This is a genomic window from Bacillus sp. Cr_A10 (assembly GCF_029222665.1).
Lineage (GTDB): Bacteria > Bacillota > Bacilli > Bacillales_A > Planococcaceae > Psychrobacillus.
This window is the reverse complement of sequence record NZ_JARHXR010000007.1, coordinates 139,285-151,965: the sequence shown is the minus strand read 5'-3', so window position 1 is coordinate 151,965 and position 12,681 is coordinate 139,285. Positions and strand designations below refer to the sequence as shown.

Here is a 12,681-nt window from a genome sequence, read left to right as displayed (position 1 = left end):
GGGAAAAAAATTGTTGATTCGTCCAACAGAAGTGAAAGAACGAGTAATTTCGATTGATGTAATGAGAGGGTTTGCGCTACTTGGTATTTTCATTGTGAATATGTTGTTCTTTCATTCTCCATATATCTACATTAATCCTTATACTTGGTTTCATCTACCTGGAGATTATGAAACGTATAAATGGATTGATATTTTTGTGCAAGGCAGTGTATATCCGTTATTTGCTATGTTATTTGGTTACGGACTATCCATGCAGTTTATGAAATCACAGGAACGTGGAACTTCCTTTGCAAAGTTAGCAGCTCGTAGGCTGTCTGTGCTACTTTTAATCGGATGTATTCACGCATTCCTTATTTGGTCAGGGGATATATTAATCACCTACGCACTTGCAGGATTTGTCCTTATATTGGTAATTCGATTAAAGTCTATTTGGTTATTTATCATCAGTGCAGTATTGTTCATAATTCCGAATGGCTTATTAAATGGTTTGTTATATTGGATGGGAAAATTCGATTCGGATAGTCTTATTATTTTTACAGGAATTCAAGAAATTGAATCCTCTATAGAAGCGTTCTCACAAGGCTCTTGGTTGGAAATTTTTGATCAACGTTTAGCAGATTGGTTATATATGACACAATATGGATTAATCATTTTAGTTATGTTTTTTACGATTGTACCGTTTTTGTTAATCGGGGCAGCCGCTGCAAAACTAAAATTAATTGAACGTGCACGTGAATTGAAAGTATTTTGGATTGTGACCATCCTTATGACACTGATAGGTGGTACTGTTATTAAATGGATACCTTTTATGAAAGAGGCAAATCTGTTTACTATGTCTGTACAAGATACATTTGGCGGACCATTGCAAGCAATTGCATATGGTGGGATTCTTGCACTTTTATGCACAATTCCCGCAATGCAAAAGTTATTCTCACCTTTTGCAAAAGCAGGTAGAATGTCAATGACCATCTATTTAATGCAATCGATCATTGCAACAACTATATTTTATTCTTATGGGTTTGGTTTATATGGAAGAATTGACATTCAAACAGGTACTTGGATGGCTATTGGCATATATCTCTTACAGCTTGTATTTGCCGAACTATGGTTTATGAAATATAAGCAAGGTCCAGTGGAAGCATTATGGAGAAAAATGACTTACAAATCAAATCAGAAAGAATAAATTTCTATTTTGTTACTGTCCAGACTCCAGCGCCTTGCCCCTCGGATCAAATGTTAAATAACTGCGGTGGCTGAGGAACTGCCTCCTCGCAATTTCGCATTTGCCTTTCAGGGCAGACATATGCGCTTGCGCATTTCTTATTAATTTGTCACAAAAAGATGAAAACAAAGTAAATTTGTAATAGACTAGGAATATGATTCAAAACTATTTGAAGGAGTGTCAACATAATGAAACTATTATCATACCGATTAAATGATAAAATTTACTTCGGACCAAAAGTAAAAAAAGAAGAAGCAGTTTGGGATGTACTAAGTATTCAAGAGACCCTTCAAGTGTTACCAAGTTTCCCTAAGACAATTGTCGAAGGTGTTAGTCTTGGGATAGATTTTATGGAACAAATTAGAAAGCTAGTAGAAGCAGCTATGCAAAATGAAAATCCAGACGGCTTTAAACGTCAATTTACAGAAATCGAGTGGTTATCTCCTATTCCACGGACACCAAAAAATATTATGGCAGTTGGTAAAAACTATGCGGATCATGCAAAAGAAATGGGTGGAGAAGCAAATACGTTTGTTGTTTTCACTAAAGCGCCAACGGCAATTGCTGCTGATGAACAAACTCTTTCTGTACATGCTGATAAAACTTCCTCTTATGATTACGAAGGTGAGCTAGCTATTGTCATTGGGAAAAAAGGAAAAGATATTCCGACTAAGCTTGCATTTGATTATATATTTGGTTATACAATTGCCAACGATCTTACAGCACGAGATATTCAAAAAAATCATCAACAATATTTCTTGGGGAAAAGTTTGGAAGGCTCATGCCCGATTGGACCATATGTTGTAACAAAAGATGAAATTCCAAATCCGCAAGAGCTAACGGTTGTAACGAAAGTAAATGATGAAATTCGTCAAAATGGAAAAACCTCGGATATGGTATATTCAGTGGAACAAATTATTTCTGACATCTCTAAAACAGTTACCCTAGAGCCAGGGGATATTATTTTAACAGGAACTCCTTCAGGGGTTGGCAATGGTTATAATCCTCCTAAATTTTTAAAATCAGGCGATATTGTGAAAATTTCTATCGAAGGAATTGGAACTCTAGTAAACAAATTCGAGTAAAAAATCGGCAAAAATGGTAAGATAGAAATGTAAATAAATTGTCGAGGTGAAATAATGGATTTCTTAGCATCAACACACTTACACATTACAACATGGGTACTAGCACTAATCTTGTTCTTCGTTGCATTAGCAGTAGCTAATCCAAAAGTGGTTCAAATGATTTTGCGTTTAGATTATTTATTAATTTTATTAACTGGTATTGCGCTATTTATGAAAGGTATGGACTATGGTCAAGGAATGCTGTATGGACTAAAATTTATAGCAGGGTTACTTGTCATTGGAATGATGGAAATGACATTAGCGAAAAAGAAAAAAGAAAAACCTTACACAACGTTTCTTGTCTTGGTCTTTGTATTTTTCTTCATCGCGCTTTTCCTAGGATTTAAATTACCAATGGGCATAAACTTTCTAGCATAAAAAAGAAGGAGCTTTCATATATAGGAAGCTCCTTTTCATGTAATGAAAGAGAAGGAAGTGGGCGGAAAAATGCTAGGTATGTCCTTACTATTATTTGTCATACTACTTATGCTTTTATTCGTTATCGCTTCCTATTTTATCTCGAAACAACAAAAAATGGGTGATAAAGTAGGAAGTGAATTAGATCACACTCACGAAAGTATTATTCATTTAGTTAATAAAGAGTAGATGACATATTGGTAGTGGCTATTAGTGGTAATTAACTAGATTACTTAATGGGAGGGACGTGACGTAGTCACGTCCCTTGTACATTTGTGAAAAGCGGAGGAATAATAAGCGTAACAGAATTTAGGTTACTGAATCATTTCTTCCTTAAATGCCACAGCATAATTTGAGAGTGTAGAGTAATTATTGCTATTTTAAGACACAGTTTGGACGAATTATTGTTTAAATTTTGGACTTATACGTATAAACAATAGCGATTAAAACTTAGCTTTGATAAAATAACGTTGATATATTTTAATCATCAAGCTTCACATACAAATGAGCTAAATACAGCATTGGTGAGAAATTGCAATAATAAATCTTGAATACTAGTTGCTGCTTAAGGTGTCTACTGATTTTCTAAACAGAGGAGGACTTTACTTGAATGTTAAAAAGTTGCTTGTTACCGGAATATTAATGTTTGGTTTAATGGTAACAACATCTCAAAATATAAATGCTGAAGAAACAAATTCTATACATAATGAAAGTATTTATGATCTTTATGTGGATCGCTATTTTAATAAAACTTCAACAAATGATTTAAATGTGAATCCAAAAGATCCAAATGCTTTTGCAGGTGGAGACTTTCTTGGTGTAATGGAAAAAATGGACCATATTAAAGATATGGGTTTTACCATTATTTCAATTGGTCCAGTTTTTGCGACGGAAAGATATGATGGTAAGCGTGTGCTAGATTTCAATGAGCTTGAGCAAAGATTTGGTACCCAAGAGGAATTTCAACAATTAATAAAGTCAGCACATAAAAAAGAAATGAAAATTATGATAGAATTTCCTTTAAACAATTTCAGTGAGAATCATATTTGGAATGCAGACCCTGCTAAAAAGGATTGGATTCTAAAAGCAGAAGATGGCGTTATGCAAGTAGACTTGAACAATACAGAAGTTCAGAAGGCATTAATTGATACGATTGTAGACTTTACGCAACAATATAATATTGATGGGGTGAAGTTTTCTCAATTAGATGGTGCTCCGACTTCTTTTATAAACGATATGATTTCAGCAATAAAGGAAGTTGATAGTTCGATCTATGCTATTTCATTGGAAGAATCAGATGCAAATTTTGATACGAAGTACTCGGAAGATTTGCTTATAAACTTTAGAGACGCTTTTAAAAATACGGATATGCCGTCAGAAGGAATTGCTTCTACGGAGTATAACGATTTGTTAATGATTGATCACTTAAACACTGAACGGTTCACTTATTATAGTGCCCTTGAAAATATGTTTCCGCCAACTCGTATTAAAACAGCAATTGGGGCAATTCTTACAATGCCTGGAGTTCCTTATATGAGCTATGGTACTGAAATCGCTATGAACGGTCAAACTGAACAAGAAAGTCATCAAATTATGAATTTCCGCGTGGATGAAGATATAATGGAGTATTTCAAAGATATAAACTCTATTCGGAACAAGTCAGAAACACTTCGGACAGGAAAAACAGAGCTACTAAAAAATGAGGATGGTTATTTAGTATTTAAGCGATATTCAGATGAAGAAACATTTATAGTAGTTGTTAACAATACAAGTAGTACTCAACGAATTGATTTATCAAGTGATGTCGTTGGAGAAAATGTAGAGCTACGAGGTATCTTCGAGAAAGATTTAGTTCGTCCTGCTAAGAATGGGGATTATCGATTAGTGCTGGATCGGGAAATTGTGGAATTATACCAAGTAACAGATCGTAAAGGTTTAAATACTTCTTATATAATAGCTATGGCAATTGCCTATTTATTATTTATAGCGTTTTTAGTTATTGTATGGAAAAAAGGAAAACAACGAAAATTGGATAGCAAATAAAAAAAAGAAGTAGACTAGATTTAATGATGTCTACTTCTTTTATATTTCACTACTTTAATTGTTTTCTGGGAAGTTTACATGTAAAGGAGGTGGAACTAACCAACCTTTACTTTTGTTTAGTCTAAGTACTTTAGCTCCAAATTGAGCTTTATTTGCATGGAATTGTCCATACATCATTCCTATATCTTCTCTAATAGACATTCCCATTGCCTGGCTACAAGCAACTAATCCAGCAGCAACATTCATAGCTAATGAAGCACTTATTTCTGGATCATTGAATCTAGCTCCTACAGGAATGTCTTCCAATCGTGCAACTGGGCGAGCTGGAGGAGCTGGGGGAAGACCAATTGCATTTACTTTTAGTATTCTATCTAATTGCTTGTTTTCCTCTTCCATACCCTGAATAGCTTCTTCGACTAACTTTTTTAGGTCATCATCACCGGTATGATTATAAAATGTTTGGTAGGCTGCTATTAACCCGTTGTTGGTAGCAAGATTTGTCCAAATTCCGAATACCTCACCGTAATGTAATGGTTCATCTTTAGGATTACCACTTAAAATACCTATTTTTACACTCCTTATTGAAAAAAGATTCATGAATTTCTTCACGTTTGTTTATTATGTGAAGAATCAGCAAAACTATTCGAAAGAAAGAAAAAGACGAGATTCCAAATAAATTAGAATCTCGTCAAAATAATTATTATGATAGTTTGTTTAAAAAGAATAAGGCCAATGTACCGGGACCAACATGAGCTCCAATAGTAGAACCAATGCGATGAATTTCAATACTTTTTGGATGGAACTGTTCTTCTATTAACTGTTTTAGTTCAAGTGCTGTTGCTTCGTCATCTGAGTGACTAATTGCAATAGTTTGTGCAGCTAATGTCTCACCACGTTCACCCATTACTTCGATCATTCGCTTAATAACTTTTTTACGTCCGCGAATTTTTTCAATTGGTACAAGTTTACCATCCTCCACATGAAGAAGAGGTTTAATATTAAGAAGTCCACCAATAAAAGCACTTGCTTTGGAAACTCTTCCACCTCGTGCCATATAATCTAAGTCTTCTACTGTAAAGAGATGCTCCATATGTTTAGCTGTAAACCTAATTTTTTCTTCTACCATTGATAGGTCTAAGCCCTCATCTCTCAATCGCACTGCTTCTTTTACTAGGAGTCCATAACCGAGAGATGCACATTTTGAGTCAATAATAGTTAATTTTAACTCTGGATATGTTTCTAACAACTGCTCACGCATCATCACTGCTGTACTATATGTTCCAGATAACTCTGAAGAGAACGCAATGTATAATCCTTCTTCACCCGATTTTGCAAGTTCTTCAAATAGTCTTAGAAAAAGTTCAGGTGAGGCTTGTGAGGTTTTTGGCTGTTTCCCAGCGCGAATTGCTGCATACACCTCATTCGAATCAATACCAATCACATCTTCATATTCTTGATCATCAATATGCACTCTAAGCGGTGCTAATACAACATTATGTAGCTCATAAAAAGATTTTGGTAAATCACTTGCACTATCAGCAAATAATCTCATTTCCATCCCCCTAATTTTAAATATTTAATTTTAATCTATCTTTTAAAAATTCTGCGATACCATCTTCATTATTCGTTAATGTAATTTCATTTGCAATATTCTGAAGTGGGGATATAGCATTTCCCATCGCAACACCAACCCCTGCATATTCAATCATTTCCAGATCATTGTCCTCATCCCCAAATGCGATGATATTTTCTTTTGGAATATTTAAATACTCAGAAACATGTTTTAATCCAACAGCCTTGTTTAAACCGTTACGAATAATTTCAATTACGTCCCAAGGTGCGCCCCAACGACGCTGATCGATTACCTCTGCGTGTACATCTTGTAGATGTTTACGTACTAAGTCGACAGAATCGTCTTCAGCGTGAATCAATAAACTTGTAGGATCAGTTTTTAAAAAGGTACGTAAATCCCCCGTTGTAATATGTGGATTACCAAGAGCGAACGCAGATATCATTTTTTCGTCATGATGATGTAAGTATACATCGTCTAATACTTCTGCCAGCATATTTTTTATCGAATAGTTTTGAACTGCCTCTACTACTTCTTTTACAACATTCAAATCAATTGGTTTATGTACAGTGTTCCAAGAAGTGTCCATCGGATGATGAACAAATGCACCATTGAAATTAACGATTGGAGTATTTAATCCTAATTCTTTATAGTACATTTCACTTGATCTATATGGTCTTCCTGTAGCAATCATTACTTCATGACCTTCGTTTTTGGCTTGTAAAATCGTTTTTTTAGTTTTATCTGATATTATTTTTTCATCTGTTAGTAAAGTACCATCTAAATCCAACACAATTAAGTGACGTTGCATATAAAATTCTCCTTTCCTTCTATTGTAAAGTGTATCTTTTTCTTGAATAAACGTCAAAATGAAATAACGGCTCTTTTGTAAATTCCAATTTACTTTGTTAATATAATATTAAATAGGGGAGGCGGTTCTTAAATGATTGTACAATCGGAAACTTGGGGAAATATACCTCTACTTCATATATATAACGAACAGACGAAGATTAATTCTCCAATTATAATCTTTTTACATGGTTTTGAAAGTGCAAAGGAGCATAATTTACATTATGCTTACCAATTAGTAAATGCAGGTTGTCGAGTGATATTGCCAGATGCACATTTACATGGCGAAAGAGATGAAAATTTAGATCAAGTAGAAATAAGTCTCCGCTTCTGGGAAACTGTTTTGACTTCTATAGAAGAAGTAGGAAAATTAAAACAGGAATTAAATAATAGAGGCTATGGGAACGAACAAAAAATAGGGATTGCTGGCACGTCCATGGGAGGTATTACAACACTCGGATGCTTAACAGCTTATCCATGGATTGATGCTGCAGCAATAATGATGGGTACACCTGGATATGTTCAATTAGCAAAGGCTCAAATCGAACAATTTGAACAAAAGGGATTTAAAATTCCTTTGAATTCGGAAGAAAAAGATAATATGTTCCAAACATTATCTACTTTCGATGCTTCTATACATATGAAGAATCTAGAAAATAAACCCCTATTCTTTTGGCACGGAGTAAAAGACCAGGTGGTTCCTTTTGAACCGACTGCATATTTTATTGAATCTTATGTAAAACAATTTGGAAATGAAAATTTAGTATTTATAAAAGATAAATCAGCCGGGCATGCAGTTACCCGAAAAGGATTACTTGAAGTAACGAAATGGCTAGCAAACAATTTGGCTTAAAGACCGTAGTTTGTTATGATGAAATAAAGTGTCAGGGAGGTTTTATAAAAATGGATCAAGATATGAAAGACAGTATGATGGGTGCACTAGAAAACGTTATTGACCCTGAGCTCGGTATTGATATTGTCAATTTGGGTTTAGTATATGATGTTGATTTGACAGATGAGGGGCTTGCAACCGTAACAATGACTCTTACCTCCATTGGATGCCCAATGGGTCCAATGATTGTGGATCAAGTAAAAACAGCACTTGGCGAATTACCTGAAGTAAAAGAAACAGAAGTAAATATAGTTTTCAATCCACCATGGTCAAAAGAAAATATGTCTCGATATGCTAAAATTGCGTTGGGAATAAGATAATAAGAAAAGGAGCTGTCCAGAAAGTCATAATAATGACTTTTTAGGGCAGCCTCTTTCTTTGGAGCTTATATTTAAAAAGTGCGTTATATTATATGAGATTTCATAACAGTAAGTGAACGACAAGTTGTTCACATACTCGATTTTTATTTTGGACCCGTTAATTTCCGTTCCAGGCGGACGCGTTCCGCCGGCATGGCTTCAGCCGCTTCCCTCGCTACACTCAGTCCAGGGTCTTCAGCTCATGCTATTCCGGCTGGAGTCGCCGCCTTCCACTCCAATCAATACTATTATCCGCTTTTCAATTAGAAAACCATCATGCCATTAATATAGCAAATTTTTATCACTTAAATTTTTTCAATTAGTATTTTTTGAAAATCGTTGAAAAAGGCGACACTCCTGCGGGAATAGCGTTAGCCGAAGACCCCGCAGCAAAGCGAGGAGGCTAAGGCAACGCCCGCGGAAAGGGAGCCGTTTCAACGATTTTCTTATTTATCAGACGACATTATTTAGTAAAGTCAAATTTCTATAGACTTTTTCAATGACCTCACTACGCTCCTTGCGGAGTCTCGGACTGTCTCGCTTTCCCGCAGGAGTACTTTAGGGACTTATTGGACAGCTGATTTTAATCTATTCTGCATATGTGTAATGGACAGTTATCGCATTCAATTTCTTTACGTAAATAGTCCAAATCGTGAATGGTTATAATACCTTTTTTAAAAGTAACAATTCCTGATTTTTTTAAATCATTTAACATTCGATTCACAACTTCTCGACTAGTTGCACAAAAATTTGCTAATTCTTGATTAGTTAAGTGATGTTCAATAACGATACTTCCATCTTTTTGAGGAATTCCATACGTATTGGAAAGTCGTATTAAAGTAGAAAAGAGTGCTCCTTTTTTTCCGTGTAACAATAAATCTCTAAATCTCGTTTCATTCTTTAAATGATTTATTTGTACAATTTTCATCCATTCTTTCATAAGGGGAGGGGAAGACGTTAAAAAATTTTCCAGTTGTGTTCTTGAAAGAGCATATATTTGCGTTGGCTCGATAGCGTGTGCAGATACTGCATGATATACAGTTTCACAAAAAACGGATGTTTCACCGATAATACTTTCAGGTCCGGTAATTTTTAACGTAAATATTCGCCCACTCTCCGAATCCTTCGTAATTCTAACATATCCAGAAACGATATAATACACTTCATCGGATCTTTCTCCTTCATTAAAAATAGGGCGATCCTTTTCAATTTTCATAATGGAACCAAATTGGTCAAATAATGAATTTATACCTTCAAACAAAGGAGTATTCTCGCTCATTAATAATCACAACCTTTCCATCTGTATAACAATAATAGCATATTAACCCTATATACATAGGTAAAATCGCTTTTCTTTACAAATAATAAAAGAAAATATTATAATTACATTAGTCAAAAAAGGTCAAACTATTTCAAAAGGAGATGGTTGGGTATGCAAATGAAACAACAGGATGAAAAAAGTCCATTAGAAACTTATGGACGCAATTTAGTTACCGCAGTAAAAGAAGGGAAAATGGACCCTGTTATCGGAAGAGATCAAGAAATACGGGATGTTATTCGTATATTATCTAGAAAAACAAAAAATAATCCTGTCCTAATTGGAGAGCCAGGTGTTGGAAAAACTGCAATCGTGGAAGGTTTGGCGCAACGAATTGTACGAAAAGATGTACCGGAAGGACTAAAAGAAAAAGAAATTTTTGAGCTAGATATGAGTTCTTTAATAGCAGGTGCAAAATATCGTGGAGAATTTGAAGAGCGTTTACAAGCTGTTTTAAAGCAAGTTAAAGAAAGTGATGGACAAATTATATTATTTATAGATGAAATCCATACAATAGTAGGTGCTGGAAAATCTGACGGTGCAATGGATGCGGGGAACATGCTAAAACCAATGCTTGCTCGTGGAGAATTACATTGTATCGGAGCAACCACTTTAGATGAATACCGCCTGTATATTGAAAAGGATCCGGCACTTGAAAGAAGATTTCAACAAGTGCTTGTTCGAGAGCCTTCTGTCGAAGATACAGTATCCATTTTACGTGGATTGAAAGAGCGCTTTGAATTACATCATGGTGTGCGCATTCATGATAGAGCTATTGTAGCTGCTGCGGAATTATCAAATAGATACATTACAGAACGTTTTTTACCCGACAAAGCAATCGATTTAGTAGATGAAGCATGTGCAATGATTCGAACAGAAATTGATTCAATGCCCCAAGAGCTAGATGAAGTGACACGAAAAATGATGCAGCTTCAAATTGAAGAACAAGCCTTAATGAAAGAAAAAGATGCTGCAAGTCAAAAAAGACTTGAACAGTTACGCCAAGACCTATTGGAATTAGAACAATCTACAAGTGACATGCGAAACAAATGGAAAGAGGAAAAAGAATCTATTCAGGTCATTCAACAAAAAAGAGAAGAACTAGATCGATTTAGAAGAGAACTGGAAGAAGCAGAAAATAAATATGATTTGAACAAGGCAGCTGAGCTACGGCATGGGAAAATACCTTCATTAGAAAAAGAATTGCAACAATATGAACAACAAATTAATGATCAATCTGATGTTCGCTTGTTACGTGAAGAAGTCACTTCAGAAGAAATTGCTTCTATTGTATCAAGATGGACAGGAATTCCAGTAACGAAATTGGTCGAAGGAGAAAGAGAAAAACTCCTTCGTTTAAAAGAGACACTTGGTGAAAGAGTTGTTGGACAAGATCAAGCAGTGCAATTAGTAACTGAAGCGGTTTGGCGTGCAAGAGCCGGTATAAAGGATCCTAAAAAGCCAATTGGTTCCTTCTTATTTTTAGGTCCAACAGGTGTAGGGAAAACGGAACTTGCTAAATCGTTGGCTGCGAACCTGTTTGATTCGGAAGAGCATTTTATACGTATCGATATGTCTGAATATATGGAGAAACATAGTGTTTCTCGTTTAGTTGGAGCACCTCCAGGATATATTGGGTACGAAGAAGGTGGCCAATTAACTGAAGCAGTTCGTCGAAATCCATACTCTGTCGTACTATTAGATGAAATAGAAAAAGCTCATCCAGATGTCGCGAATATATTATTACAACTAATGGATGATGGACGTATTACAGATAGCCAAGGAAGAATAGTTAACTTTACAAATACGGTAGTTATCCTAACTTCTAATATTGGTTCACAATATCTTGGAAATACGACTGGAGTCATCGGGGAAGAAGAAGAAAGTCATGTAATGGCAGCTTTAAGGGACCATTTTAAACCTGAGTTATTAAACCGCTTAGATGACATTATCATGTTCCATTCTTTAACTATTCATCATTTTGAAAAAATCACTGAAAAATATGTAAAACAGCTACAAAATCGTGTTCAAGAACAAGAGATCAATTTACAAGTAAATCATGAAGTGATTAAGTGGATCGTGGAAGAAGGTACAGACGCAGCTTTCGGAGCAAGACCGCTGAAACGTTTTATACAAAGAAATTTAGAAACTGCTGTTGCAAAATTATTAATCGCTGGTACGGTTCTTCCAGGAAGTACAATTGTAGCGACCATTGAAGATAATCAATTAATGATTAAATAAGAAAACAGCTCCCATACTTTGGGAGCTGTTTTTATTGGTTTAAAGACATTATAACGCATACAACCTGGAATTGCGCTGCCGCACACCACCATAGTCTAGTAGCAATATAGCTCCGAATTTGAATCTTCGGGAGCATACAAAATAAATAGAAATTCATATCCTTTAACTGATTCTTATGTTTTTTTAGAGGGTTACGGATAGATAATAGCCATAAACCTACCGAAAAAAGAGGAGGCTCGTGAAACAGTCACGAGCCTCCTCTAAAAAAACACGGTAAGCACTATTGTGCTTTTCTTAATGATGTTCTGGTGTTGCTACTGGATCATTTGGAAGGATTGCAGAAATAAGGATAACCAAAATTGCAACCGGGATTGACATGATTAAGCCGTTGTTAAGATCAAATTCTACGTTTTGTACAGAGCTTACTACGTAATTTAACATAGAAACTAGTATTACGGACCATACAAGTGTCATAATATATTTCATTTCATTCACCTCAAGCTATTTTTACTACGTTAATCATATCATAACCCTTCCTAATTCAAAAGAATATTTACGATTTCAAACTATGTTGTTGAAAAATGTTCATATATTCGGTATTATTATTACCAGGTACTAATAATAGATTATAAGAAAAGGGGAACTT

The 12,681-nt window shown here is 35.1% G+C and carries 13 protein-coding genes; 8 read left to right on the top strand and 5 right to left on the bottom strand.

Going from position 1 to position 12,681, the window contains the following annotated elements; all coding sequences use genetic code 11:
- The first annotated feature begins 10 nt into the window (after positions 1-10).
- The 5 genes from P2Q73_RS04860 (at position 11) to P2Q73_RS04840 (ending at position 4,806) form a co-directional block, all read left to right on the top strand.
- On the top strand, positions 11-1,183 hold the full coding sequence (locus P2Q73_RS04860; protein WP_275784503.1) for a DUF418 domain-containing protein: 1,173 nt from the start codon (positions 11-13) through the stop codon (positions 1,181-1,183).
- Positions 1,184-1,410: 227 nt separating this feature from the next.
- Complete coding sequence (locus P2Q73_RS04855; protein ID WP_275784501.1) at positions 1,411-2,307, top strand: fumarylacetoacetate hydrolase family protein; 897 nt, start codon at positions 1,411-1,413, stop codon at positions 2,305-2,307.
- Between the two features lie 54 nt (positions 2,308-2,361).
- On the top strand, positions 2,362-2,724 hold the full coding sequence (locus tag P2Q73_RS04850) for a DUF1516 family protein (protein WP_053590260.1): 363 nt from the start codon (positions 2,362-2,364) through the stop codon (positions 2,722-2,724).
- 42 nt (positions 2,725-2,766) lie between these two features.
- Positions 2,767-2,952: a hypothetical protein gene (locus tag P2Q73_RS04845; RefSeq protein WP_056827571.1), complete on the top strand. Its 186-nt coding sequence runs from the start codon at positions 2,767-2,769 to the stop codon at positions 2,950-2,952.
- A 417-nt stretch (positions 2,953-3,369) separates the two neighbouring features.
- Positions 3,370-4,806 carry an alpha-amylase family glycosyl hydrolase gene (locus P2Q73_RS04840; RefSeq protein ID WP_082460694.1) on the top strand — a complete coding sequence of 479 codons (1,437 nt, stop codon included), beginning with the start codon at positions 3,370-3,372 and terminating at the stop codon, positions 4,804-4,806.
- Between the two features lie 54 nt (positions 4,807-4,860).
- Here the strand turns inward: P2Q73_RS04840 and P2Q73_RS04835 are convergent, their stop codons facing one another.
- From P2Q73_RS04835 to P2Q73_RS04825, 3 genes are all read right to left on the bottom strand, one after another.
- The gene (locus tag P2Q73_RS04835) at positions 4,861-5,373 is read right to left on the bottom strand and encodes a DUF3231 family protein (protein ID WP_275784804.1); all 513 of its coding nucleotides are present in this window, start codon (positions 5,371-5,373) and stop codon (positions 4,861-4,863) included.
- Between the two features lie 133 nt (positions 5,374-5,506).
- Positions 5,507-6,358 (bottom strand): DegV family protein, encoded by an 852-nt coding sequence (locus P2Q73_RS04830; RefSeq protein WP_056827569.1) that lies wholly within the window; start codon positions 6,356-6,358, stop codon positions 5,507-5,509.
- Between the two features lie 16 nt (positions 6,359-6,374).
- Positions 6,375-7,187: a Cof-type HAD-IIB family hydrolase gene (locus P2Q73_RS04825; RefSeq protein WP_056827568.1), complete on the bottom strand. Its 813-nt coding sequence runs from the start codon at positions 7,185-7,187 to the stop codon at positions 6,375-6,377.
- A gap of 132 nt (positions 7,188-7,319) precedes the next feature.
- Here P2Q73_RS04825 and P2Q73_RS04820 point away from each other — a divergent pair, with 132 nt between their 5' ends.
- Both P2Q73_RS04820 and P2Q73_RS04815 read left to right on the top strand, forming a co-directional pair.
- The gene (locus P2Q73_RS04820; RefSeq protein ID WP_275784496.1) at positions 7,320-8,078 is read left to right on the top strand and encodes a prolyl oligopeptidase family serine peptidase; all 759 of its coding nucleotides are present in this window, start codon (positions 7,320-7,322) and stop codon (positions 8,076-8,078) included.
- Between the two features lie 50 nt (positions 8,079-8,128).
- Complete coding sequence (locus tag P2Q73_RS04815; RefSeq protein ID WP_053590255.1) at positions 8,129-8,437, top strand: metal-sulfur cluster assembly factor; 309 nt, start codon at positions 8,129-8,131, stop codon at positions 8,435-8,437.
- 622 nt (positions 8,438-9,059) lie between these two features.
- Here P2Q73_RS04815 and P2Q73_RS04810 read toward each other — a convergent pair.
- The gene (locus P2Q73_RS04810; RefSeq protein ID WP_056827566.1) at positions 9,060-9,755 is read right to left on the bottom strand and encodes a Crp/Fnr family transcriptional regulator; all 696 of its coding nucleotides are present in this window, start codon (positions 9,753-9,755) and stop codon (positions 9,060-9,062) included.
- A gap of 153 nt (positions 9,756-9,908) precedes the next feature.
- Between P2Q73_RS04810 and P2Q73_RS04805 the strand changes: the two genes are divergently transcribed.
- The gene (locus P2Q73_RS04805) at positions 9,909-12,035 is read left to right on the top strand and encodes an ATP-dependent Clp protease ATP-binding subunit (protein WP_275784493.1); all 2,127 of its coding nucleotides are present in this window, start codon (positions 9,909-9,911) and stop codon (positions 12,033-12,035) included.
- Positions 12,036-12,329: 294 nt separating this feature from the next.
- Here the strand turns inward: P2Q73_RS04805 and P2Q73_RS04800 are convergent, their stop codons facing one another.
- A complete protein-coding gene (locus P2Q73_RS04800) occupies positions 12,330-12,521 on the bottom strand; it encodes a YjzD family protein (protein ID WP_053590253.1) in 192 nt (63 codons plus the stop codon).
- Positions 12,522-12,681 lie beyond the last annotated feature (160 nt).